Below are 23,690 nucleotides of genomic sequence, written 5' to 3'. Positions count from 1 at the left end.
TGTTCCCTCCCGACTCGTTCACCGGCCCCGCAGGGCGTCCGGCAGCTCCCGGGCAGTCTGCTTCGTCCGGGGCAGAACCGTGCGTGCCCGCTTCAGCTGGGTCCGGGCGTTGATGAAGAGACCACCGGCCACGGCTGCCCAGAGGACCGCGACGATCAACGCCGCCCACCCCTGGTCCATCGTGTTGGACAACCCCCACCAGAGGGCGTACGACACGAAGAGCACCGCCAGGAACCCGGCCAGCGCGGCAGCGCCGAACATGCCGCCGAACTTGCCCGCCTGGCTGACCTCCTCGCGCAACTCAGCCTTGGCCAGCTCGACCTCCTTGCGCACCAGAGTGGACATGTCCCGGGTCACATCGCCGATCAGCTCGCCGACCGATGCCTGGGTCCGCTCCTTCTCGGGGGCACTCACGGTGCCACCCCGCCGGGCAGGTCCCGCGCTTGGTCACCGGCGGGCGAGACGTTCTGCGCCCGTGCCGTCCCCACGTACGGCTGCTGACCGACGTCCGCCGGTGCGCCCTGCACGGGTGAGGGAGCACCGGACGCGCTTGCACCCTGACCGTTGCCCGAGGCCGGCGCGGTCAGACCACGGGTGAGCCGCCCGACCAGCAGCCCGGCCACCGCCGCGCCCGCGAGGAACGTCGCCGGGTGCTGCCGCGCGTACGTGCGGACCTCGTCGAGCACCTCGCCGGGTTCGCGCTCGTCGAGCCAACCGGCGGCCTGCTGGGCGGCGTCGGCCGCCTTGCGCACCACTTGACCGGCCAGCCCGGAATCGCCGTCCCGTTCGGCCATCGAACTGAGGTTCTGACCCATGTCGCGCAGGCCCGCAGCGGCCCGCCGCTGCTGCGTCTGCGCCTGATCTCGGAGCTGCCCAGTCGCCTCACCGGTCAACTGCTGGGCCTGTCGCCGCGCCTCTGCGGCCACCTGCCCGCCCTGCTCAGCTGCGGTGTGGGCGACCTGGCCCCCGGCCTGCGCGGCCTGCTGGCCGACGCGCGAGGCTTCCTGGCGGGCCTGCTGACCTCTGCCGCTCTGGTTCGTTGCCGTCATACCCCGCTCCCTTCCTGGGCCCGAGGTCGCAAGCGACCTCGGCGCGCCTCCCGCCTACCCGCCTGCTCAGCCGGCATGCGGCTAAGCAGGCTGGCCGGCGGCCGACGCGGCGATCTTGCACTTTGTGTCCCGACAAAGACCCACAAAAGACGTGAATCGGCGACAGTAAGTGCAAGATCGCGCGGAGCGCGTGGTCAGCGGCGGCGGTTACGGGCGCGCGACGAGCGCAAGCGGCGGAGTCGGCTGATCAGCACGGGGTCGGCGGCGAGGGCTGCCGGATTGTCCAGCAGGCCGTTGAGCAGCTGGTAGTACCGGGTCGACGAGATCCCGAAGGTGTCCCGGACGGCCTGCTCCTTGGCGCCGGCGTGCCGCCACCACTGCTGCTCGAAGGCGAGGATGGCCCGCTCCCGCTCGGTCAGCCCCGCCGCCGGATCAGCGGGATCAGTGGGCTGCGCCGCCTCGTCGGCGGGTGGCGCCAACTCGTCGGCGGTCTCGATGGGCGGCGCCGGTCGGGGATTCGGGACGGTCGGCCCGGCAGCACCCACGGCCTCACCCGGACGAGCGTCGATGGACGGCTCGGGGGCGGCCGGGGTGGTGTCGGCGGACATGTCTTTCAGCCTAGTCAGCGGCGACCAGGGACGCAGCAAGCGGCGCGGCCGGTCCGTACCGCCGGGAACCCCGACGGCCGGGCCGGCCGCGCCGCGTCACTTCGGTCAGGTCAGGAGATGTCGCGGCGACGCATCGCCCAGAGCGCCGCCCCGAGGATCACCACCACGCCGACCGAGAGCAGGACGGAGGACTGCTGCCAGGTGATGTCCATCGTGGCCGGCTTGCACTCCCCGTAGTAGGTCGCGTTGCAGGAGTTCCAGTCCTGCAACGTGACCGTCTTCGTCATCCAGGCCAGCGCGTACGTGGGCAGCAGCCAGGCCTCGGCGAACCGCACGCTCGCCATGGACAGCAGGATGCCGAGGCCGAACTGGCCGACCACCATCACCGCCACCACGCCACCGAGGGCCATCGCGGTGTGCCGACCGAGCGAGGCGAGGGCGAAGCCGATGGTGGTGAGCACCAGCACCAGCACCACGCCGCGTACACCGGTCAGCATGAACGACTGCCAGACCCCCGAGGTCATCTTCTCGGTGCTGCCCCGGAAGTTGGCGACCGCCCAGAACCCGGCAAACCACAGCACCGCGGCAGGAAGCGTCACCGCCAGGATGCCGGTGAGCAGCGCGGCCAGCTTGGTGAGCAGCACGGTGAGCCGCTTCGGCCGCCAGAGCAACAGGTTCATCATGCCGCCGGTGCTCCACTCGGCACCGACGAAGGACGCGCCGATGACGAACCCGACCAGGGCGAGGATCGCCGCGAACGGGATCAGCGTCTCGTCGAACGTCTCCTTGAAGTCGAACGTCGACGGCAGGAACCACTCGGCCTTGATCTCCTCCCGGGGCGGCGGAGTGATCACCGAGCAGTCGTCCGGGTAGCGGCGGTCTGTCGCCGTGCCGGCCGTCTTGGCCTGCTCACACGCAACGCGCTCCTGCTCGCTCCAGCGCACCTGCTCCTGGTACTGCTGGTCGGCCTGACGCTCGGCCCGGGCGAGCTGACCGGCGTCGATCTTCTGGTTGGTGAAGAACACCCCGACCACCACAGCGGCCAGCACCAGCAGGCCGAGCAGTGTCATGTAGCGGGTGAAACGCCGCTTGCTGAGCCGGCGCAGCTCGGTACGAAAGAGGTTCACGCGCCCCACCCTCCCCCGGCGGGACCGGGCTGACCCGTCCCACCGACCTTCATGGACTCGTCGACCTGCCGGTGCTGACCGGGTACCGGCGCGGTGGCGGTCAGTTCGAGGAAGACGCTCTCCAGGTCGACGGCGATCGGCGCCAACTCACTGACGTAGAGGTTCTTCTCGGCGAGCAGCCGGGTCACCGACGCCGGCTTGTCGACGCCGGCCAGCATCAGGTGGTCCGGGTGACCGGTGACCCGGATCCCGGCCTGGGTGAGCGCCTCGGTGGCCACCGGCAGGTCGCTGACCGCCTCCAGCCGGATCCGGACCGCACCGGACGAGTGCTGCGCGAGCACCTCGTCGACCGGGCCGAACGCGACCCGCCGGCCCAGCGAGATGATGGTGACCGAGTCGCAGATCAGCTGGATCTCACCGAGGATGTGGCTGGACAGCACCACTGTCATTCCGGACTCGGCCAGGGTGCGCATCAGCGTGCGCATCTCCCGGATGCCGCCCGGGTCGAGGCCGTTGGCCGGCTCGTCGAGGATGAGCAGCTTCGGGTTCTTCAGCAGGGCCGAGGCCACGGCGAGCCGCTGCTTCATGCCCAACGAGTACGTCTTGACCCGCTCGCCGGACCGGTCGCGTAGCCCGACGAGTTCCAGCACCTCGTCGACCCGGACGGCCGGCACCTCGCCCGCCCCCGCGAGCAGGGACAGCGTGTCCCGGGCCGTGAAGTGCGGGAAGAACTGCGGGCTCTCCACGATCGCGCCGACCTGGCCGGCGACAGTGGGCAGCGCGTCGGGGACCTCGTGCCCGAGCAGCGCCATCCGGCCACCGTCGGGTCGGATCAGGCCGAGCAGCGTACGCAGCGTGGTGGTCTTGCCGGACCCGTTGGGACCCAGGAAGCCGTGCACCTGCCCCGCGTCGACCCGCATGTCGAAGCCGTCGAGCGCGTTGCGGGTGCCGCGTCGACGACTCTTGTACGTCTTACGTAGACCTTCGATCTCCAGGACAGCTGGCAAGCTGCACCTCCCCCGATGGGTGGGCGTGACAGCCGACACCATACGCGGTATGCAGATGCGCGCAATACGCGGTATGCATCGACGCGCCGAACAGGCTGGTTCATCGACGGAGCGTGACCTCTCAGGCGCAGATGACCTGTACGCCGGCAGCGCGGAACGCGTCCACCACCTCCGGCGCGGCACCGGAGTCGGTCACCAGCGTCTCCACCCGCTCGACCGGGCAGATCCGGGCGAAGGCGTGACCGCCCAGCTTGGACGAGTCCGCGATGATCACCACGCGCTTGGCGCGGGCCACCATCAGGTTGTTCATCGCCGCCTCCCCCTCGTGGTGGGCTGCGGCGCCGAGCTGCGGGTCGATCGCGTCCACGCCGAGCAGGGCGACGTCCAGGGTGACCTCGCGCAGCAGCGCCCCGCCCAGCGGGCCGACCAGCTCGAACGACTTCGGGCGCACCACGCCGCCGGCCACCACTACCTTCATCCGGGATCGGACCAGCAGCTCGTTGGCGATGTTCAGCGCGTTTGTCACCACTGTGAGCTGGGCACCCTCGGCGCTGGTGTTCAGATCCGGTCGCACGGCGAGCGCCCTCGCCACCTCGGTACTGGTGGTGCCGCCGTTCAGACCGACCACGGTGCCCGGCGTGACGAGCGCGGCGGCGGCCGCCCCGATCCGCTGCTTCTCGGCCGAGTGCTTGGCCGTCTTGTAGCGCAGAGGCAGGTCGTACGACACGCCGTTGGCGACCGCGCCGCCGCGGGTCCTCGTGATCATTTGCTGCTGTGCGAGCTGGTCGAAGTCACGCCGGATGGTGGCCTGGGAGACGCCCAGCCGTTCGGCTGCCGCCTCGACGCTGACCCGGCCGTTGTCGGTCAGCATTTCGAGCAGGGCGTTCCATCTGGCGTACCGGTCCACCGCGGGGGCCCTCCCAGCAACTGCACGGACGGTGATTGATTGCGTGCACACTAGTGCGCGAAACTAGGCTTGCGCAAAAGACTGACCTGCGCGATCGGGCGACCGGTTGCCATGGTCACCCGCGTTCGCGCAGAATAACGCGCGAAATGCGGGTCTAACGAGCCGTATTGCGCATCGATCGGCCCTGCGAGGAGTTTCCCATGGCACACGTGGACGCGGAGATCGCGAGCCAACCCGACTGCTGGCGGGAGGCGGCCAGGCTGGCCGAGGTCGTACGCGGTGACCTGCCGCGCCCCGGGGAGCGGGTCGCCGTCGTCGGTTGCGGCACGTCGTGGTTCATGGCGATGGCGTACGCGGCCCGCCGCGAGCAGGCCGGCCAGGGTGAGACCGACGCGTTCCAGGCGTCCGAGTTCCCCGCCGGCCGCCGCTACGACCGGCTGATCGCGATCACCCGTTCCGGCACCACCACCGAGGTGCTGGAGCTGCTCGCCGCGCTGCGCGGACAGACACCCACCACAGTCATCGTCGGTGACCCCGCGTCCCCGGCGGTCGAGCTGGCCGCCGCCACCGTGGCCCTGCCCTTCGCCGACGAACGGTCGGTGGTGCAGACCCGCTTCGCGACCACCGCGCTGGCCCTGCTCCGGGCCCAGCTCGGCGACCCGGTGACAGCGCTCGCCGCCGACGCCGAGGTGGCGGTGCGATCCCCACTGCCGATCGACCCGGCCACCATCGAGCAGGTCACCTTCCTCGGTCGGGGGTGGACGATCGGGCTGGCCCAGGAGGCGGCGCTGAAGTGCCGCGAGGCGGCCACCTTCTGGGCCGAGGCGTACCCGGCTATGGACTACCGGCACGGGCCCATCTCGGTCGCCGCGCCGGGCCGGTTGGTCTGGGCGTTCGGTGAGCTGCCCGACGGGCTGCCCGAGGACGTGGCGGCCACCGGCGCGGCCTTCGTGCACAGCCGCACGCACGGCTGGCGCACGGTGCTGGGCAGCTGGTCCGCCGGCCGTACCCCGGTCGATCCGATGGCCGACCTGATCCTGGCGCAGCGCTTCGCTGTCGCGCTGGCCACCAGCCGGGGCCTCGACCCGGACGCACCCCGCCACCTGACCCGGTCCGTGGTGTTGGCGTGAGCGACCGCGTGGTCGTTGCGCTGGACGTCGGCGGCACCGGCATGAAGTGCGCCCTGGTCCGACCGGACGGCGTCGTGGTGCGCACCGAACGGCACCCCACCGACGCCGCACGGGGCCCGGCCGCCGTGGTCGGCACCATCCTGGAGGTGGCCGGCGGGCTGGCCGACAAGGCCCGCGCCGACGGTCTCACCCCGATCGCGGTCGGCATCGCCGTGCCCGGGGTGGTGGACGAGGCACGCGGCGTCGCGGTGTGGTCGGCGAACGTGGGCTTCCGGGACGTACCCCTGCGGGACCTGACGGTGCGGCGGCTCGGCCTGCCGGCGGCGCTCGGCCACGACGTGCGTGTCGGTGGTCTCGCCGAGGCCCGGCTCGGCGCCGGACGAGGCACCGGGCACGTGCTGTTCGTGGCGATCGGCACCGGCATCGCCGCCGCGCACGTCGTGGACGGCACGGCCGCCGTGGGGGCCCACGGCGCCGCCGGGGAGATCGGCCACATCCTGGTCCGGCCCGCCGGTCCGCGCTGCGGCTGCGGCCGCCCCGGCTGCCTGGAGGCGGTCGCGTCGGCCGCCGCGATCGGCCGCCGCTACGCCGAACTCGCCGGCGACACCGCGGACGCCCAGGTGACCGCGGCCGAGGTGGCCGAACGGGCCGCGGCCGGCGAACAGCTCGCCGGCCAGGTCTGGCAGGAGGCGGTCGAGGCGCTCGCCGATGGCCTCGCCAGCGGACAGGCGCTGTTCGACGTGGCGACGATAGTGCTCGGCGGCGGCCTGGCCCAGGCCGGGGACCTGCTGCTGACCCCGCTGCGGGCAGCGCTGCACGAACGGATGACCTTCCACCGGGAGCCGCAGCTGGTAGCGGCAGCCCTCGGCGACGAGGCCGGTTGCCTCGGTGCCGCCCTGCTCGCCCTGGACGCTGTGGGTGTCCGTGACCATCAGGAGAAGCGATGACCGTACGGGTGAACGGCCGAGTGGTGACCCCGACCGGAGTCGTCCGACAGGGCTGCGTCGAGTGGGACGGTGATCGGATCACAGCGGTGGCCGAGTATCCGTCGGTGCGCGACGGGCACTGGATCGTGCCCGGCTTCGTCGACATGCACACGCACGGCGGTGGCGGGCACACCTTCACCACCGGTGACGCCGACGAGGCCCGCGCGGCCGCCGACTTCCACCTCGCCCACGGCACCACCACACTGCTGGCCAGCCTGGTCAGCGCGCCCTTTCCGCTGATGCGTACGGCCACCGAGGCGTTCGCCCCGTTGGTCGACGAGGGCGTGTTGGCGGGGATCCACTTCGAGGGGCCGTACCTGTCGGCCGCCCGCTGCGGCGCGCAGAACCCGCAGTACCTGCGCGACCCGTCGACCGACGAGCTGACCGAGCTGATCGAGCTGGGCCGGGGCGCGATCCGGATGGTCACCCTCGCCCCGGAGCGCGACGGCGCGCTGGAGGCGATCAAGCTGCTCACCGCGCAGCGGGTGGTGGCGGCGGTGGGCCATACCGACGCCACGTACGAGCAGACCCGCGCCGCGGTCGCCGCCGGCGCCAGCGTCGGCACCCACCTGTTCAACGGCATGCGCCCGGTGCACCACCGTGAGCCGGGGCCGGTGGTGGCCCTGCTCGACGCGCCCACGGTGATCTGCGAGCTGGTCGCCGACGGGATTCACCTGCACGACGGCATGCTGACCTTCGCCACCGCGACCGCCGGCCCGGACCGCGCCGCGCTCATCACCGACGCGATGGCCGCCGCCGGCATGCCCGACGGCGAGTACGAGTTGGGCGGCCAGGCCGTCACCGTCGCCGACGGGGTGGCTCGACTCGCCCGCGACGGCGCGATCGCCGGCAGCACGCTGACCATGGACGCAGCGCTGCGGCACGCCGTGAACGCCGGAATCCCGATCGCCGACGCCGCACGGATGGTGGCCACCACCCCGGCGCGGGCCATCGGCCTGGGTGATCGGGTCGGGTCCCTCCAGGTGGGCCTCCGCGCCGACCTGGTGGTGCTCGACGACGACCTCAACGTGGTGCGGGTGCTGCGCGCAGGCTCCTGGGTGGAGTGACGCCGGTCCGGTTGCCCCGCCTGGGGGTCGGACCCGGCTGGGCCTCAGCCGAGGCTGGGGACCTCGACGCCGAGGACGGCCTGCTCGTCGGGGCGGTGCACCAGCACGTCGGTCAGGTACGACTGGACCGCGTGGCGCATGCCGACGTCCCGGCCGGCCTGCTCGGAGAGCAGCCACTTGTGCTCGATGATCTGGGCGAACAGCTCCTGCGGCTCCAGCTTGCGGCGCAGGTGCGCGGGGACGGCCCGGACCACCGGCTCGAAGACCTCCGTGAGCCAGCGGTGGGCGGCCTGCTGCTCGTCGATCAGGTCGCTCTCCGCGCGGTAGGCGTCCAGGTCGTTGAGCAGCTTGCGGGCCTGGTTCTCCTCGGCGTCCAGCCCGGTCAGCCGCAGCAGCCGCCGGGTGTGGTAGCCGGCGTCGACGACCTTCGGCCGGACCAGGAACCGTCCGTCGTCGATTGATGACATGGCCACCTCGGCGACGTCGAAGCCCAGCTCGTTGAGGCGGCGGATCCGGCCCTCGATGTCGTGCCGGGCCTCCCGCTCGATCGCCTGCTCATAGGTGATCTCGTGCCAGAGCCGCTCGTAGCGTTGCACGACCTCCTCGCAGACCACCTCCGGGTCGATGGACTCGTGCAGCAGGCCGGCGGCCTGCAGGTCCAGCGCCTCACCGAAGATGTTCACCCGGGCGATCTCCAGGTCCTCGCCACGCTGACCGTTGGAGAGCGTGTTGTGCAGGGCACCCGTCTCCGCGTCCACCAGGTAGGCGGCGAAGGCGCCCGCGTCCCGCCGGAACAGCGTGTTCGACAGCGAGCAGTCGCCCCAGAAGAAGCCGGTCAGGTGCATCCGCACGATCAGGGCGGCGAGCGCGTCGAGCAGCCGGCTCATCGTCTCCGGCCGAAGGGTGTGCGAGAAGAGCGCCCGGTACGGCAGCGAGAACTGCAGGTGCCGGGTGATCAGCACCGATTCGAGCGGCTCCCCGTCCTCGGTCTGCCGGTCGGCGACGACCGCCACGGCCTCGACCGAGGGAAAGTCGATCCGCTCCAGGGCCCGGAGCAGGTCGTACTCCCGCTCGGCGATCCGCTCGCGGGTCTCCTTGAACGCGTACACGTAGTCGCCCAACCGGACGAAACGGACGATGTGCCGGGAGATGCCCTGCGGCAGCGCCACCAGGTGTTGGGCAGGCCACTCCTCCAGCGGTGTCGACCATGGCAGGTCGAGCAGCGCCGGGTCCACGAGGGCAGACGTGATCCGCACGGGCACAAGCATGACTGGTCGCCCCCCGCATCCGCTCCTGATCGTGGTTGGGCCCACAGCGCCGCATACCCCGCCCTCGCGCCGGGCCGGTAGCGTGGTCGCGTGCTCAAACCCTCAGCGGTACGACGTGACCTGCGGCTACGGTCCGTCCGGCCGGCCGGCTGGTGGTTCGACGCGCTCCTGCTGGTCGGTCTGGTCGGGTTGACGGTGGCGCTCGCCGCCGACCAGCTCTTCGGAGTGGACCGGGCGATCGCCGACTGGGCCGACGGGCACCGGCCGGCCGCCGCCTACTGGGTCGCCCGGGTGCTGAACTTCCTCGGCCAGGGCACTCCGCTGACGTTGATCGCCGTCGGGCTGGGCGTGCTGCTGGCCGTCCGGCTGCGGTCGGTGCGGCCGATTCTGCCTCCGGTGGTCGCGTTCGCGCTGACCAACCTGACGATCGGCCCACTCAAGATCTGGACCGCGCGGGCGGCACCGAGCGCCAGCGTCAAGGAGCCGTTCCTGACGCCCGAGCAGACCCTGCCGCTGTTCCACGACGACCTGCCGGTGCGGTTCGCCCAGTCCTACCCGTCGGGGCACGTCGCCAACGCGATCGTCTGGTACGGGGTCATCGCGCTGCTGCTCGCCCCGCTGGCCCGCAGCTTCGGCCGCCAATTGCCAGCCCGGCTCGTCACAGTGATCCGCGTCGTGCCGCCGCTGGTCGTCCTCACCACCACCACCTACCTCGGCTGGCACTGGCTGACCGACTCGGTGGCCGGGCTGCTGCTGGGCCTGCTCCTGGACCGGCTGCTGCACCGGGCACCCTGGGACGGCGTGCCGCTCCCCGGCCGGTTACGCGAGTGGGATCGGCCGTTCACCTCGTACCCCTAGGTTGTGGTTCGTGGATCAACTAAGGCGGCGGTTGGGCGTACCCGATGCGGTTGTCATCGGGTTGGGCTCGATGCTGGGCGCGGGCATCTTCGTGGTCTTCGGCCCGGCGGTGGCGGCGGCCGGCGGCGCGGGCCTGCTGCCCGCGCTGGCGTTGGCCGGCTTCGTCGCCTTCTGCAACGCGACCAGCTCGGCGCGGCTGGCGGCCCGTTACCCGGAGTCCGGTGGCACCTACGTCTACGGCCGGGAGCGCCTCGGACCGTTCGCCGGTTTCGTGGCCGGCTGGGGGTTCGTGGTCGGCAAGACGGCAAGCTGCGCGGCGATGGCGTTGACCATCGGGGCGTACCTGTGGCCGGGGCAGGCCCGGCTGGTCGCCGTCGGCGCGGTGCTCGCGGTGACCGCCGTGAACCTGCGCGGCATCGGCAAGACGGCCACCGTGACCAGGGCGCTGGTCGCGCTCGTGCTGGCGGTGCTCGCCCTGGTCACGGTCGTCGGCCTGGTCGGTGGGCCGGTGCATCTGGACCGGCTCGGCGAACCCGGCGGTTCGGCGCGGGGCGTGCTCACCGCCGCCGGGCTGCTGTTCTTCGCGTTCGCCGGGTACGCCAGGATCGCCACGCTCGGCGAGGAGGTCCGCGACCCGCAACGGACCATCCCGCGCGCGCTGCCGCTGGCGCTCGGGGTGGTGCTCGTGATCTACCTGGTGCTGGCCGTGGTCACCCTCGGCGTGCTCGGCGCCGACCGGCTGGCCGACTCCGCCGCGCCCCTTGTCGACGTGGTGACCGCCGCCGGGCTGCCCGGCCTGGCGTGGGTGGTCCGCGCCGGTGCCACCATCGCAGTCGTCGGGGTGCTGCTGTCCCTGGTCGCCGGGGTCGGTCGGACCACCCTCGCGATGGCCCGCCGCCGTGACCTGCCCGGTGCGCTGGCCGCCGTGCACCCTGTGCACCAGGTGCCGCACCGGGCCGAGCTGGCGGTCGCCGCCGTGGTGATCGTGGTGGTGCTGCTCGGCGACGTCCGCGACGCGATCGGCTTCTCCAGCTGCACGGTGCTGGTCTACTACGCGATCACCAACGCGGCGGCGATCACCCTGGGCCGGGACCCGGACCGACGCTTGCCGGTCCGGGCGCTCGCCGTTCTCGGGCTCTTCGGTTGTCTGCTGCTCGCGGTCAACCTGCCGCTGAGCAGCGTGATCGCCGGCTTCGGCGTGCTCGCCGTCGGTGCCGCCTGCTACGCGCTGCTGGCCCACCGCTGACCCGGGCAGGCGGCCGGCGTCAGCGGCTCAACCGCTGGTAGCGGCGCACGGCCAGCGGGGCGAACGTCGCGATCAGCAGCACCGGCCACAGCACCGCCAACAGCAGCGCGTGCTCCGCCGGCCAGGAGTCGCCACCCAGGCCCGGGTTGCCGAACAGTTCGCGGATCGCCGCGACGGTGGCCGACAACGGGTTCCACTCCGAGATCGTCCCGATGACCGGAGGCATCAGCTCGGGCGACACGAAGACGTTGGAGATCGCGCTCAACGGGAACGCCGCCGGAAAGACGATCACGCCGACCGTGTCCGGGTTGCGGACCAGCAGCGCCAGGTAGATCCCGACCCAGGTGATAGCGATTCGCAGCAGCAGAAGGAGAGCGACGGCGAGCATCGCCTTTCCGACACCCTGTCGCCACTGCCACCCGACGAGCAGGCCACACACCAGGAGGGTGGACATCTCCAGCAGGGCGCGCAGCAGGTCGGCGGCGCTGCGACCGGTCATCAGGGCGGACCGTGCCATCGGCATCGACCGGAACCGGTCGACCACGCCCCGGCTGAGGTCCAGCGCCACGCCGGTCGCGGTGGCCCCCAACCCGTAGAGCATCGTCATCACGAAGACCCCGGGCAGCAGGAACTCGCGGTAGTTGCCGCCACCCGCCACCTGCATGCCGCTGCCGAACACGTACCCGAAGACCAGCACGAACATGATCGGCAGCGAGAAGTAGAGGATCAGCTCCTCCGGAGCGCGGACCACGTGGGTCATGTTCCGCCTGGTCATCGTCCAACCGTCAGCGATCGCCGTGGTCATGCCACCTCCACAGTTCGTTCGGCCGCCACGGGCTCGCGGGCCTCGTCCGGCCGGTGCCCGGTCAGGTGCAGGAATGCCTCGTCCAACGTCGCGCGCCGCAGGCCGATGTCCTCGACCGCGATGCCGGCGTCGTCCAGCGCGCGTACCACGTCGACCAGGCCGGCGACGCGATCGAGCACCGGCACGCTGAGCCGTCGGATCACCGGGTCGAGTTCGGGTTCCGCACCGCAGATCGGTGCGACGAGGCGGGCCGCCCGGCTCAGCTCGGCCGCGTCGCGGACCACCACCTCGATCCGGTCGCCACCGGTCATCGCCTTCAGTTGGTCCGGTGAACCCTCGGCCACCACCCGACCGGCGTCGATCACCGAGATCCGGTCGGCGAGCTGATCGGCCTCCTCCAGGTACTGCGTGGTGAGCAGCACGGTCGTCCCGTCCGCCACGAGACCGCGGACCAGGTCCCACACCTGGTTGCGGCTGCGCGGGTCCAGGCCGGTCGTCGGCTCGTCCAGGAACAGCACCCGCGGCGTACGGATCAGGCTGGCGGCGAGGTCCAACCGGCGACGCATCCCACCCGAGTACTCACCGGCGGACCGGCTCGCCGCCTCGTCGAGCCCGAACCGTTCCAGCAGCTCACCGGCGCGTCGGCGGGCCTCCCGTCGGCCGAGCCGGAACAGGCGGCCGAACAGCTCCAGATTCTGCCGGCCGCTGAGGATCTCGTCGACCGCGGCGTACTGCCCGGTCAGCCCGATCCGGGCGCGCACCTCGTCCGGCCGGCGCAGCACGTCGTACCCGGCCACTGTGGCCCGTCCCGTGTCGAAACGCAGCAGCGTGGTGAGGATCCGTACGGCAGTCGTCTTGCCCGCGCCGTTCGGTCCCAGCAGTCCGTGGACCGTGCCGGGTGGCACTGTCAGGTCGAACGTGTCGAGCGCACGGGTCGGGCCGTACCGCTTGCCCAGACCCTCGGCGACCACCTCGAATGTCGTCATGCCCCCACGGTGCTGCCGGGCGCTGACCGGTCACGCACCGTCCGCTGACGGCGGCGCACCGGCCTTCTCCGCCTCGGTGATCTCCTTAAGGGCGAGAATGATCTCGGCACGGGCGGCCTCGCCGACGTACCAGCCGGTGAGCCCGCCGGCCAACGCCTCCTCGCAGAACCGCCTCGCGGCGGCCAGGTCTCCGCGCACCCGGGCCACCTGGGCGAGGCCGAGCCGGGCGCTGGCCACGAACTCGGGCGCGCCGCTGCGCTGCGCGAGGAGCAGCGCACCGGCGAAGTCGTCGTGCGCCGCCGCGAGGTCACCGGCGCGCAGCCTTATCTCGCCCCGGGTACGCAGCATGTCGGCCTGGTCGACGGCCGACCCGAGCGCCTCGACCAGTCCCATGGCCTCATCCATGTGGGCCCCCGCCGTCTCCGGATCGCCCTGCCAGGCGGCCAGTTCGCCGAGCGCACCGAGCGTGATCATGGTGCCCCACCGGTCCCCGGTGGCGCGGAAGCCGTCGAGCGCAGTGGCCAGCGCGGCCCTGGCCCGGTCCCGTTGGTCGCTCCACATCAGCGCCGAGCCGCTGCCCATCGCGCCGAGCGCGTTGATCCACGGGTCCGGGCCGACCAGCCGCCGCAGCTCCGCCATCAGCTCGTCGACATCCTCGGCGCCGCCGGACGGCGGTCCCGTCGAGATCCCCGACAGGTACAGCAGGAAGGGCTGTCGGGGCGGCCGGTCGAGGCTGCGGATCACTGACCGCTGCGTCCCGAGGGACGGCAGATGCCCGGAGCCGGCGAGCGAGGCGTTGTAGACGCAGAGGGCGAACTCCTCACCCAGCCCCGGCGGCGCCTCGGTGCCGAGCAGTTCGAGGACGTCCGCGGCGAGCCGCGCCCCTTCCCCGCGCATGCCGCGCAGCCACCAGTAGAACGACAGGGCCGCGACCATTCCGGCCGCGTCGGACGCGTCACCGGCCGCGGTGGCCCGGCGCAACGCCGCGTGCAGGTTGTCCCGCTCCGCGTCCAGCAGCCGCAGCCAGTGCAGTTGTTCGGCACGCCGGAGGTGGTCGCTGGCGGTCCAGGCGAACTCCAGGAAGTACGCGGTGTGCGCGCGACGGAGTTGGTCGGCCTCGCCGGCCTCGGCGAGGCGCTCGGCGCAGAAGGCCCGCACCGTTTCGAGCATCCGGTACCGGCCACCCGTCATCTCCACGAAGGACTTGTCGACCAGGCCGGTGAGTGCGTCGACGAAGTCGGCGGTGGGCAGGCCGCAGACCCGCTCGGCCGCTTCCAGCGTGGCCCCACCGGCGAAGACGGTCAGCCGCCGGGCCACTTCCCGTTCGGCGTCGTCGAGCAGATCCCAACTCCACTCGACCACGGCCCGGAGGGTGCGGTGTCGCGGCGACGCGGCCCGGTTGCCCGTCGACAGCAGCCGGAACCGGTCGTCGAGACGGGCGGCCACCTCGGCGACGGACAGCGCCCGCAGCCGCGCGGCGGCCAACTCGATCGCCAGCGGCAGGCCGTCCAGGCTGCGGCAGATCCGCAGCACCATCTCGACGTTGGCCGGCGTGACGGTGAAGTCGGGCGCGACGTCGGCGGCCCGTTGGGCGAAGAGACCAACTGCCGCGTAGTCGTCGGCGTCCAGCGCGGACGCGCCGAGCGGTGGCAGGGTGAGCCCGGACAGCGGGCACAGCGCCTCACCGGCCAGCCCCAGCGGCTCCCGACTGGTGGCCAGGACGCGCAACGCCGGGCACGCGCTCAGCAGCCGGGCCGCCAGCCGGGCCGCGTCGACGAGGACGTGCTCGCAGTTGTCGAGCACCAGCAGCAGTCGCCGCTCGGCGAGCGCCTCGACCAACCGGTCGGTGGTCTGCCAGCCCGGCTCGGCCGGGGCACGCAGGCCCGCGTCGCGCAGGCCGAGCGCGCTCAGCACCGCCTGCGGAACGTCCGACCCGTCGGCCAGCCCGGCCAGCTCGACGAAACGGACCTCGCCGTCGACCCCGCCCGCGGCCTCGATCGCCAGTCGCGTCTTGCCCGCCCCACCGGGGCCGGTGAGGGTGACGAGCCGGCGCTCGCCGAGCAGGTCGCCGACGCGCTTGAGTTCCTCCTCGCGCCCGACGAAGGTGGTGAGTTGACTCGGCAGCACCGGTTCGACCGACCCGCGTTCCTCACCGCGCAGCACCGCCAGGTGAACCGCCGCCAACTCCGCCGACGGGTCGACGCCGAGCTGCTCGGCCAGCGTGTGCCGGACGTCCTCGAACTCGGCCAGCGCCTCCGCCGGCCGACCCAGTGTCGCCAGGGCACGCATGAGCTGGCCCCGCGGACGCTCCCGCAGGGGATGCGTGACGACCAACTCCCGCAACTCCGCGACCAGCGCGCTCTGTGCGCCCAACGCCAGGTCCGCCTCGACCCGATCCTCGATGGCGGCCAACCGCAGTTCGTCCAGCCGAGCCGCCTGCGCGGACGCGCCGGCGGCGCCGATGGCATCGGCCAGGGCGGGACCACGCCACAGCTCCAGCGCCTCGCGCAACACCGTCGCCGCCCGGGGCCAGTCGCCGTCGACGAGCGCGCGGTGCCCCGCCTCGGCGAGCCGTTCGAACCGGTACGCGTCGACTTCGTCGGGGTCCACGGCCAGGCGGTAACCGGCCGGGTGAAACTCGACCGGGTCGTGCCCGGCGGGCAGGGCCTGGCGCAGCCGCGACACCTGGGACTGGAGCGCGTTGGCAGCACCCCGGGGCGGATGCTCCCCGTACAGGCCGTCGATCAGGCGCTCCGCGGAGACCACCCGACCGGCGTCGAGCAGGAGGAGCGCCAGCAGGGCGCGCAGCCGCGGACCGCCCACGGGGACCTCTCGCCCGTCGGCCAGCACCACCTGGGTCGGCCCCAGGATGCGGAAACGCATGGCATGGATTGTCGCTCAGCGCCGGCCGGTTCTGGCCGCGCCGGGTGGCGTCAGCTCACCTCGCCGGTCCCGTCATGCCGGCGGGTCAGCTCGAATCCGTCAGCTAGGCCGCCGTTGGTCGTCGAAGAGGCACCCTCGGCGGGGGGAACGGGATGCGCCGCGCCGGGCGCGGACGCGGCGACCCCGGAGTCCGTCGGGCCGGGCACCGAGGGAGACGCCGCCGCCGGGGTGTGCACCCCGCCGTGGACCGCCCCGGCCGGCCGGGGGACCGGGACGGGGTGGGCCGGCGGGGCGCACTGCCGCGTCAGCCAGTCCAACCCGCGACGCCGGGCGACCACCGTCAGCCGGTCACCAGCGAAGATCACCTGCCGGGGGTCGAGGTCCTTCCACCAGATGGTCTTGGCGCCGCCCGACGGGGTGCGGGCGATCAGCCGGACCTGCCCGTCCCGGTTGACCACGCCCAGCGGTCGGCCGTCCAGCGCGGAGCCGGCGGCGACCGGCACCTCGGCGACCGGCAACGCGTGCCGGTCGACCGGGATCGTGGTGATCACGGCGCGTTCGGTGAGCGCCCCGATGAAGGCCGGGGCGGCCAGGTAGGAGACCGAGCGGGACACCCCGAGCGCGAATGTCTCCTCCACCCGTTCGGCGAAGTCACCGTCGAAGAGCCGTAGCACCACCCGCAGGTCGGCGCGGAGGTCGCGGGCAGCGAGCGCCGCCTCCAGGTTGGCCACGTCGTCGGTGGACGCCACCACCAGCGCCTGGCAGTCGGCCACCGAGGCGGCGACAAGTGTCTCCGGCAACGCGGCGTCGCCGACGATCAGCGGCACCTCCAGTTGGCGGGCCAGGGCGGCACCGCGCGGCTCCGGATCCTTGTCGATCGCCACCACCTCGACGTCGTACTCGCGTAGCTGCGCCATCACCCGGGTGCCGACGTTGCCCAGGCCGATCACCACCACGTGCCCGACCCGCGCGGGTTGCAGGCGGCCGGTGTGCAGGGCCAGCCGGGCGTTGACGATGCCGTCCACCACGACGGCGGTGATCAGCGGGATCAGCGCCAACCCGGCCAGGTTGAGCACCACCTGCATGATCTGGGCGTCCGCCGCCTTGGTGGTGTCCGGGTCGGCGCCGCTGAGGGTGGTGACCAGGGTCAGGTACAGCGCCTCCAGCGGGGAGACGTCCTCGGCCCGGGAGATCAGCGCCCCCAGCACCGCGATCAGCGCGAGCACCGCCATCACCGCAACGCCGATCTTGCGGGTGGCGAAGCCGCGGACCGCCCCCAGCACCACGGCGACCGGACGACGACGCTGACGTGCCCGGACCAACCGGCGGGCGGCGACCTCGGTGCCCGGTGGCTGACCGGTCGCCTCGGCGAGCACCAGGTCGGCTCCGGCCTGCTCGGCCGGCAGCAACTCCACCCCCTGCGCCTCGCTGAGGTGCGCCAACGCGCAGACCACGTCCTGCTGTCGGACGTCGGCCCGACGCGCCACCCGCAGCGTCTTGTCCCGGTGTTGGAAGGAACTCGGGTCGACCTCGTTGAGCGCGGCGGCCACGAAGGCCGGCGCGGCCATCTCGGCGTCGGAGAGCACCTCGACCGGGGCCTTGAGCAGCTTGCGTACGCCGTCGGCAAGGGTGCCGTTGAACATCCGCAGCACCTGGCGGACCCGCTGGTCGACAGCCTGGGCGCAGAGCGCGGCGTGCAGGTTGCCCACGTCGTCCTGGTGCAACAGGGCCAGCCCGGTCGCGCCGGCCAGACCGGCGGCCTCGAAGGTGGCCACGTCCAGCCGGTCCGAGCGGACCACCCGGACCCCGCGCAGCCCGGCCACGTCCGGCCCGTTGCTGCGGTAACGCTCCGGCACCACGACTGTCACCCGGGCCCCTCCCGCCGGCAGCTCGGATTCGAGCATCGCCCGGGCCACGTAGTAGGCGAGCGCGTCCTTGCCACAGATCACGTAGTGCGGGCGCGGATCACCGACGGACCGTAGCCGCCAGTTCCACTCGACCGCCCGTCGCGCCCGGTCCCGCCACGGCTCCGCCATGCCCGGATCGTAATCAGCACGGCCACGGTGGGCGACCCCGTCCGGATCATCCCGTGACCAGGTATGTCCGCTCCGGTGCCGGGTAGAGCAGCGACATGCAGACGTTCCTCCCGTACCCGGGCTTTCTGGCCAGCGCCCGCACGCTGGACCAGAAGCGGCTGGGCAAGCAGCGGGTGGAGGCCATCCAGGTGCTGCGCGGGCTCACCCGACCCGGGTACGGCTGGCGCAACCACCCGGCGGTGAAGATGTGGGCCGGGTACGAGGAGGCGCTCGTCCGCTACGGGTTGGACATGTGCGCGGTCTGGACCGAGCCGGGGCGGGCCGACACCTGCGCCACCACGATGGCCGTCGACCTCGCCGCCGCCTGCGGTGCGGGCGTCGTACGGACCCAGGACGAGCTGGCCCGAGCCGGTGAGCTGCCACCATGGCTGGGCCGCGACGATCTGCACCTGAGTCACCGCTCGTCGCTGCTGCGCAAGGACCCGACGCACTACCGCCCGCTGTTCGGCGACGACGTGCCGGAGGACCTGGAGTACGTCTGGCCGGCCTCCGACCGTCCCCGCCGTTGCTTGCCAGCCGACTGATCCGAGGTGGGGCAGACTGGGCCCCATGGCGCTGTCGCAAGTGGTAGGTCGGCTGATCGGCGTACGGCAGCACCAGGTGGACCCGGGCGGTGGTGGCGCCGACCGGGTGCCACGACCGACCACGGCGCTCGTGGTGGGTGGCGGCATCGCCGGCATGTCGGCGGCGGTGGTGCTGGCCGAACGGGGTGTGGCGGTCACCGTGCTGGAAGCGGCACCGACGCTCGGCGGTCGACTGGGCGCCTGGCCGGAGGCGCTCGCCGACGGCAGCCAGCAGAACGAGCACGGCTTCCACGCGTTCTTCCGGCAGTACTACAACTGGCGGTCCATCCTCCGCCGGATCGATCCTGACCTGGGCTTCCTCAAGCCGATTCCGGGCTACCCGATTCTCAGCGGGCAGTGGCCGACCGAGGAGTTCGGCAGGTTGCCACCCGCGCCGCCGGCAAACCTGCTGGCGCTGCTGCTGCGCAGCCCCAGCCTGCGCCTGGCCGACCTGCGACTGATGGACCGGGACGCGGCGCTGCCGCTGCTCAGCTACGACCCGGTGCGCACCTACGCCGACCTGGACGACACCACAGCCGACGAGTTGCTGGCGTCGCTGCGACTGCCGGATCGGGCGCGGGCGATGCTGTTCGAGGTCTTCTCGCACTCGTTCTTCAACCACGAGGCGGAGATGTCGGCCGCCGAGATGGTCGCCCAGTTCCACTTCTATCTGCTCGGCAACCCGGAAGGGCTGGCCTTCGACTGCCCCGACGAGGACTACGCCACGGCGATCTGGGAGCCGCTGACCCGACACGTGGAGAAGCACGGCGGCCGGGTCCTCACCAGTTGCGCCGCCACCGGGGTGCACCGCGACGCCGAGGGGTGGCGGGTGACGACCACCGACGGCGGCAGCCATCCGGCCGGGCACGTCGTGCTCGCCGTCGACCCGCCGGCGCTCGCCGCGCTGGTGGCGGCCTCCCCGGACCTGGCCGAGCAGGCTCCCGACCTGGCGGGAAGGATGCCGGCCTTCGGCACCCCCGGCCCGCCGTACGCGGTGGCGCGGTACTGGTGTGACGGGGACGTGGCCGCCGAGCGGGCGGTGTTCAGCGGTGTGTCCCGCCAGCCCACACTGGACTCGGTGACGCTCTACCACCGGCTGGAGAACGAGCCGCGGCGCTGGGCGCAGCAGACCGGCGGCTCGGTCGTCGAGTTGCACGCGTACGCCTGCGAGCCCGGCGTGCCGGCCGAGGAACTGGCCGAGCGGATGCGCCGCGAGCTGGTGGCGCTCTGGCCGGAGGCCGGCGACCTGCGGGTCCGCGAGCTGCGGGCCCGGGTGGAGGCGCAGGCTCCGGCGTTCACGCCGGGCAGCCACGCCTGGCGACCGGGGGTACGCACCGACGCGAACGGCCTCTACCTGGCCGGCGACGGCATCGCCACGGGCTTCCCGAGCGCGTTGATGGAACGCTCGGCCGCGACCGGGATCATCGCCGCGAACCACATCCTGCGCGCCGAGGGTGGCGCGGCCGAGCCGGTGCGCTCGATCCGACCGCGTGGGCTGCTGGCCGGTCGCATCGGGCCAAATCGACAAAACACAACATAAGCCACCGTACGCTGCCGTACGCTCGAATGATCAACCGTCGATCGGCCGGGCGGGAGGGCAGCGGGAGATGTCACCACTGCACCGCGCCGGCGCGGAGAACGGTTCGTCGATGGACGAGATCGGCCGCGACGACGCGTACCCGCTGATCCGTGACGAGCGCGCCTGCATCGTCACCGCGCTCCGACTGGGTTGGTGGATGGCGGACGCCTACCACCACGGGCAGCACGCGGAGCCCCGCGCGTTCGTCGAGGCCCGCCCGGCCGTACCGCCGGCCAAACTCTCCAACCTCACCGAGATGTCCGTCCACCGTCGAATGCGGATGTACCTCGACGGGGTGGACGTCGCCCTGGCCCAGATCGCCGACCTCACCCGGCACACCGGGCCGGTGCCCGACACGTCGGCCGCCCGAGCCCTGCTCCCCGACCTGGGCCAGCCCGATCCCGCCGACCCGGTGCCGCTGCTGCTCGCCCTCGACGACCTCAACGTGGAGGTGCTGCGCTGGGCGATGGCCGCCAACCACCGGGTCGGGCTGGCCTACCGACTGGGCCGTTCAGTGGCCGACACCGTCCGAGCCGGCGACGTCACGCAGTTGCTGCGCCAGTTCGGCGGCCGGCAGGTCCAGATCAGCAGGTGGTTGGACGAGCTGGCCAGTGTGCTGCCGCCGTACTCGGCCGCGGTGGTGCGCCGCTCGCTGGCCGCCTGGGCGAGCGCTGTCGACAGCGCCGGCCACGGGGACCCGACCGAGCCGACGCCCGCCACCCTGAGCCGGGCGCTGCGCGGCCAGGGTGACCTCTGGCGCGACGTGCTCACCGGTGGCCTGCACCCGCGCGACCTGCTCGACGAGGAGGACTACGCGGTGATCGCCCGGAACCTGATCATCCGAGACCGGCGACTGGTGGCGCAGGCGGCCCGAGGCATCTTCTGGCCGGTGCTCGTACCCCTGCTGTTGGTGCTCTTCGCGGTCGTCGGGGTGAGTGCCGCCGCGGCCGCCGGCTCACCGACCACCCGGGCCACGGTAGCGCTGGTGGGCCTCGGCGCCGGGCTGGCCGCGATCTGGCGGTCGGTCTCCGGGCCCGCGCTGGCCGTCGCCGGTGAGGTCAACCGGCCGCTGCTGGACAGCGAACTCACCGCACGGATGGCCCTGCGGCTGAACCGGCCGCTGACCACCGCCCAGGTCTCGGCCAAGGCAGCTCCCCGCACCCGCCGCCAGCGGCGTCCCGACGAGGCCGACCGATCGAAATACGTTGCCCCTGTCTCCCCCGTCGACCTAACGTGAGCGCGCAAGGTCAACCACCACCGCGGGAGCAGCTCATGACGATGTGGCACGTCAGCACCGTGCTGTCGACGCTGCCCGGTGACGGTTACCGAGCGGAAGGTCCCCGGGCGGGCCGGCCCGACTGACGCGTGTCCGTACGCGCTGAGCCGCCCCGTCCGACAGCCGGACCGGGCGGCTTCTTGCTGTCCGTCACCTCTGGAAAGGAGTCCCGGTGGACGCCGTCCTCGTCATCAACGCCGACCTCGGCCCGCTGCACCGGGTCACCGTCCAACACGCCGTCCGCATGCTCTGCCGCCGGGTGGCCGAGATCCACGAGGCCGAGCCGGACCGGGTGATCGGGGTCTTCCCGATGCCCCGGGTGGTACGGCTGGTCCGCTTCGTGGTCACCCGGTGGAGATTCAACTCCGGGCCGGCCTGGTCGCGCGCCGGTGTGCTGCGCCGCGACAACAGGTGCTGCGCGTACTGCGGCGGCCCGGCCTCCACCATCGACCACATCCTGCCCCGCTCGCGCGGCGGTCGGAACACCTGGCGAAACACCACCGCCGCCTGCTGCGCCTGCAACCAGCGCAAGGGGGACCGGACGCCGGCGGAGGCGGGCATGCCGCTGCGCCGTGAGCCGGTGAACCCGGGCTGGGCGGCGCTCGCCGGGCGGTGACGGACCGGCCGGCGGGAACGGGGGGCCGCGTTTCGGGTACGTCCCGGACGCGGCACCCGCCGGCCCCCGATCAGGCCGCGCGTTCCTTGACCTTCGACTTCAGTTGGCCGTTGGGGCACTGCACCCGGATCTCGCTGCGGTGCTCCGCGGAGGTCAGCTCGACCAGGATCTGCTTCGCCGGCCCCGGGTCGTACCCCTCGACCCGGAAATCGGGCGCGAGCACCACAGCGAGCACCTCGACCGAATTTCCCACGCAGCGAGCGGTGACCGTCCCGCCGTGCGCCTCGACGGGCACACCGGCGCCGGCGGTGGGAGTCGGCGCAGCCCTGGTCGGGGTCGGGCCAGAGGTGGCGGGCGTCGGGCCCGGGACCACTGGCCCGCCCGGACCGGACGGGGGGTTGATCCGGGTAGCGGGCGCGGTGTTCCTGGTCGGCGGTGCGGCGGACGGACCGGCATCAACCGGGTCGGTCGGGTCCTCGATGCCGGGCATCCCCACCGTGGTGGTGCCCGGGCCACTGCCGGTCGGCGCGGCGCTCTGTCCCTGTCGACGATTGCTGAAGTCACCGAGCGACCCGGCGAGCGCCACCGCGGCGATCACGGCTCCGCCGACCGTCAGGATGGCTCGCCCCCGACGCCACGGCCCGCGCCTCATCCGCGCCACCGAATCGCCGGTCGGCTCGGTGCCGGCCTCCTCGGTGCCGGCCGGCTTGGGGCCAGTCGGCTCGGGGCCGGCCTGCTCGGCGACGTTTGCCGCCGAGGCAGCGGCACCGGCAGCCGCCTCGGGGGCGGCCCCGCTGGCGACGGCGAGCAATATGCGGGCCGTGTCGGCGGCCGACGGCCGGTCGGCAGGGTCGCCGGCCAGGCACCAGCGGTAGAGCCGGTGCACCTCGGGCGGTATACCGTCGATCGGGGGCAGCGGGTCCGGTTCGACGTGCGTGTGCGCGCGGAGCATCCCGGTCTGCGCCTCGGCGGGCCACGGCAACCGGCCGGTGAGCACCCGGTACAGCAGCAGGCCGAGGGCGTACACGTCGCTGGCGGGCAGCACCTCGCCGGCCTGCAGCCGTTCCGGCGCCAGGTACGCCGGCGTGCCCAGCAGCCGCCCCTCGAAGTCGATCTCTGGCGCGCCGGCGGCTGCCGCGATGCCAAAGTCGAGCACCTTCGCGCCGGACGGCGTGAGCATCACGTTGCTCGGCTTGATGTCGCGGTGCACCAACCCCTGCCCGTGCGCGACGGTGAGGGCCGAGGCCACCTCGGCGCACACCCGCAGACCGGCGCGCGGCGGCAACGGCCCGGCCACCAACCGGTGTTCGAGGGTGTGACCGCCGAGCAACTCCATCACCACGAACGGGACCTGGGCTCCGTCCAGCGCCGACTCGCCGTAGTCGTAGACGCTTGTGACGTGGGGATGCGACAACCGAGCCGCGGCCTTGGCCTCGCCTCGGATCCGCTGTCGGGCGTTGGTGTCCGAGGCGACGAGCACCTTCACCGCCACGTCCCGCTCGAGCACCTCGTCGTACGCCCGATACACCTCCGACATGCCGCCACTGCCGAGGCGCTCCAGGAGCCGGTAGCGGCCCGCGAGCAACTGATCACGCTGCACGACGGACAGCCTGCCGTACCGGCCTGAGAACCG

General features: G+C 72.7%; 21 protein-coding genes. 9 read left to right on the top strand and 12 right to left on the bottom strand.

Going from position 1 to position 23,690, the window contains the following annotated elements:
• Window positions 1-18 precede the first annotated feature (18 nt).
• The 6 genes from ABZ794_RS15245 to ABZ794_RS15220 form a co-directional block, all read right to left on the bottom strand.
• Window positions 19-414, bottom strand: a complete 396-nt coding sequence (locus tag ABZ794_RS15245) for a phage holin family protein (protein ID WP_357515965.1) — start codon at window positions 412-414, stop codon at window positions 19-21.
• Window positions 411-1,049: a hypothetical protein gene (locus ABZ794_RS15240; RefSeq protein WP_357515963.1), complete on the bottom strand. Its 639-nt coding sequence runs from the start codon at window positions 1,047-1,049 to the stop codon at window positions 411-413. The genes ABZ794_RS15245 and ABZ794_RS15240 overlap by 4 nt, the downstream gene beginning before the upstream one ends.
• Window positions 1,050-1,243: 194 nt before the next feature.
• Window positions 1,244-1,657, bottom strand: coding sequence for a DUF3263 domain-containing protein (locus ABZ794_RS15235; protein WP_357515961.1), 414 nt, complete (start codon window positions 1,655-1,657; stop codon window positions 1,244-1,246).
• Between the two features lie 110 nt (window positions 1,658-1,767).
• Window positions 1,768-2,784, bottom strand: a complete 1,017-nt coding sequence (locus ABZ794_RS15230; protein ID WP_357515959.1) for an ABC transporter permease subunit — start codon at window positions 2,782-2,784, stop codon at window positions 1,768-1,770.
• Entirely contained in the window at window positions 2,781-3,791 is a 1,011-nt protein-coding gene (locus tag ABZ794_RS15225) for an ATP-binding cassette domain-containing protein (RefSeq protein ID WP_091403013.1), read from the bottom strand. Before ABZ794_RS15225 ends, ABZ794_RS15230 begins: the two co-directional genes overlap by 4 nt.
• 121 nt (window positions 3,792-3,912) lie before the next feature.
• A complete protein-coding gene (locus ABZ794_RS15220) occupies window positions 3,913-4,698 on the bottom strand; it encodes a DeoR/GlpR family DNA-binding transcription regulator (RefSeq protein WP_210780886.1) in 786 nt (261 codons plus the stop codon).
• A 200-nt stretch (window positions 4,699-4,898) separates the two neighbouring features.
• Here ABZ794_RS15220 and ABZ794_RS15215 point away from each other — a divergent pair, with 200 nt between their 5' ends.
• Genes ABZ794_RS15215 through nagA form a run of 3 tightly spaced genes read left to right on the top strand, consistent with a single transcriptional unit; the run spans window position 4,899 to window position 7,881 of the window.
• Complete coding sequence (locus ABZ794_RS15215; RefSeq protein ID WP_210780885.1) at window positions 4,899-5,828, top strand: SIS domain-containing protein; 930 nt, start codon at window positions 4,899-4,901, stop codon at window positions 5,826-5,828.
• The gene (locus tag ABZ794_RS15210; RefSeq protein WP_357515956.1) at window positions 5,825-6,775 is read left to right on the top strand and encodes an ROK family protein; all 951 of its coding nucleotides are present in this window, start codon (window positions 5,825-5,827) and stop codon (window positions 6,773-6,775) included. Before ABZ794_RS15215 ends, ABZ794_RS15210 begins: the two co-directional genes overlap by 4 nt.
• A complete protein-coding gene (nagA, locus tag ABZ794_RS15205; protein WP_210780883.1) occupies window positions 6,772-7,881 on the top strand; it encodes an N-acetylglucosamine-6-phosphate deacetylase in 1,110 nt (369 codons plus the stop codon). The genes ABZ794_RS15210 and nagA overlap by 4 nt, the downstream gene beginning before the upstream one ends.
• A gap of 44 nt (window positions 7,882-7,925) precedes the next feature.
• Here the strand turns inward: nagA and ABZ794_RS15200 are convergent, their stop codons facing one another.
• Window positions 7,926-9,149 (bottom strand): DUF4032 domain-containing protein, encoded by a 1,224-nt coding sequence (locus tag ABZ794_RS15200; protein WP_210780882.1) that lies wholly within the window; start codon window positions 9,147-9,149, stop codon window positions 7,926-7,928.
• Window positions 9,150-9,269: 120 nt separating this feature from the next.
• Between ABZ794_RS15200 and ABZ794_RS15195 the strand changes: the two genes are divergently transcribed.
• On the top strand, window positions 9,270-10,007 hold the full coding sequence (locus ABZ794_RS15195) for a phosphatase PAP2 family protein (RefSeq protein ID WP_210780932.1): 738 nt from the start codon (window positions 9,270-9,272) through the stop codon (window positions 10,005-10,007).
• 10 nt (window positions 10,008-10,017) lie between these two features.
• Window positions 10,018-11,253, top strand: coding sequence for an APC family permease (locus tag ABZ794_RS15190; RefSeq protein ID WP_357515953.1), 1,236 nt, complete (start codon window positions 10,018-10,020; stop codon window positions 11,251-11,253).
• A 19-nt stretch (window positions 11,254-11,272) separates the two neighbouring features.
• Here the strand turns inward: ABZ794_RS15190 and ABZ794_RS15185 are convergent, their stop codons facing one another.
• Genes ABZ794_RS15185 through ABZ794_RS15170 form a run of 4 tightly spaced genes read right to left on the bottom strand, consistent with a single transcriptional unit; the run spans window position 11,273 to window position 17,963 of the window.
• Window positions 11,273-12,058, bottom strand: coding sequence for an ABC transporter permease (locus ABZ794_RS15185; RefSeq protein WP_238689007.1), 786 nt, complete (start codon window positions 12,056-12,058; stop codon window positions 11,273-11,275).
• A complete protein-coding gene (locus tag ABZ794_RS15180) occupies window positions 12,055-13,044 on the bottom strand; it encodes an ATP-binding cassette domain-containing protein (protein ID WP_357515951.1) in 990 nt (329 codons plus the stop codon). The genes ABZ794_RS15185 and ABZ794_RS15180 overlap by 4 nt, the downstream gene beginning before the upstream one ends.
• A gap of 30 nt (window positions 13,045-13,074) precedes the next feature.
• Window positions 13,075-15,927: a BTAD domain-containing putative transcriptional regulator gene (locus ABZ794_RS15175; RefSeq protein ID WP_357515949.1), complete on the bottom strand. Its 2,853-nt coding sequence runs from the start codon at window positions 15,925-15,927 to the stop codon at window positions 13,075-13,077.
• Between the two features lie 50 nt (window positions 15,928-15,977).
• A complete protein-coding gene (locus ABZ794_RS15170; protein ID WP_282102771.1) occupies window positions 15,978-17,963 on the bottom strand; it encodes an NAD-binding protein in 1,986 nt (661 codons plus the stop codon).
• Window positions 17,964-18,058: 95 nt separating this feature from the next.
• Between ABZ794_RS15170 and ABZ794_RS15165 the strand changes: the two genes are divergently transcribed.
• From ABZ794_RS15165 to ABZ794_RS15150, 4 genes are all read left to right on the top strand, one after another.
• Entirely contained in the window at window positions 18,059-18,547 is a 489-nt protein-coding gene (locus ABZ794_RS15165; protein ID WP_210780877.1) for an MSMEG_6728 family protein, read from the top strand.
• Window positions 18,548-18,572: 25 nt separating this feature from the next.
• Complete coding sequence (locus ABZ794_RS15160) at window positions 18,573-20,126, top strand: FAD-dependent oxidoreductase (RefSeq protein WP_210780876.1); 1,554 nt, start codon at window positions 18,573-18,575, stop codon at window positions 20,124-20,126.
• Between the two features lie 67 nt (window positions 20,127-20,193).
• Window positions 20,194-21,402 (top strand): hypothetical protein, encoded by a 1,209-nt coding sequence (locus ABZ794_RS15155; protein WP_210780875.1) that lies wholly within the window; start codon window positions 20,194-20,196, stop codon window positions 21,400-21,402.
• A gap of 211 nt (window positions 21,403-21,613) precedes the next feature.
• Entirely contained in the window at window positions 21,614-22,057 is a 444-nt protein-coding gene (locus tag ABZ794_RS15150; RefSeq protein WP_238689002.1) for an HNH endonuclease, read from the top strand.
• 70 nt (window positions 22,058-22,127) lie between these two features.
• On the opposite strand, the gene ABZ794_RS15145 is transcribed toward ABZ794_RS15150, so the two are convergent.
• Window positions 22,128-23,657 (bottom strand): serine/threonine-protein kinase, encoded by a 1,530-nt coding sequence (locus ABZ794_RS15145; RefSeq protein ID WP_307850427.1) that lies wholly within the window; start codon window positions 23,655-23,657, stop codon window positions 22,128-22,130.
• Between the last annotated feature and the right edge of the window lie 33 nt (window positions 23,658-23,690).

The sequence above is a fragment of the Micromonospora sp. NPDC047187 genome (assembly GCF_040643355.1).
GTDB classification, from domain to species: domain Bacteria; phylum Actinomycetota; class Actinomycetes; order Mycobacteriales; family Micromonosporaceae; genus Micromonospora; species Micromonospora salmantinae.
Note: the sequence above shows the minus strand (reverse complement) of the source record. Positions and strands in the feature narration are given on the sequence as shown.

Bases quoted from the DNA above. Each gene is read 5' to 3' on its own strand.
- nagA (WP_210780883.1), top strand. From the start codon at position 6,772: ATGACCGTACGGGTGAACGGCCGAGTGGTGACCCCGACCGGAGTCGTC.
- ABZ794_RS15160 (WP_210780876.1), top strand. From the start codon at position 18,573: ATGGCGCTGTCGCAAGTGGTAGGTCGGCTGATCGGCGTACGGCAGCAC.
- ABZ794_RS15180 (WP_357515951.1), bottom strand. From the start codon at position 13,044: ATGACGACATTCGAGGTGGTCGCCGAGGGTCTGGGCAAGCGGTACGGC.
- ABZ794_RS15185 (WP_238689007.1), bottom strand. From the start codon at position 12,058: ATGACCACGGCGATCGCTGACGGTTGGACGATGACCAGGCGGAACATG.
- ABZ794_RS15165 (WP_210780877.1), top strand. From the start codon at position 18,059: ATGCAGACGTTCCTCCCGTACCCGGGCTTTCTGGCCAGCGCCCGCACG.
- ABZ794_RS15240 (WP_357515963.1), bottom strand. From the start codon at position 1,049: ATGACGGCAACGAACCAGAGCGGCAGAGGTCAGCAGGCCCGCCAGGAA.
- ABZ794_RS15155 (WP_210780875.1), top strand. From the start codon at position 20,194: ATGTCACCACTGCACCGCGCCGGCGCGGAGAACGGTTCGTCGATGGAC.
- ABZ794_RS15170 (WP_282102771.1), bottom strand. From the start codon at position 17,963: ATGGCGGAGCCGTGGCGGGACCGGGCGCGACGGGCGGTCGAGTGGAAC.
- ABZ794_RS15235 (WP_357515961.1), bottom strand. From the start codon at position 1,657: ATGTCCGCCGACACCACCCCGGCCGCCCCCGAGCCGTCCATCGACGCT.
- ABZ794_RS15215 (WP_210780885.1), top strand. From the start codon at position 4,899: ATGGCACACGTGGACGCGGAGATCGCGAGCCAACCCGACTGCTGGCGG.
- ABZ794_RS15200 (WP_210780882.1), bottom strand. From the start codon at position 9,149: ATGCTTGTGCCCGTGCGGATCACGTCTGCCCTCGTGGACCCGGCGCTG.
- ABZ794_RS15175 (WP_357515949.1), bottom strand. From the start codon at position 15,927: ATGCGTTTCCGCATCCTGGGGCCGACCCAGGTGGTGCTGGCCGACGGG.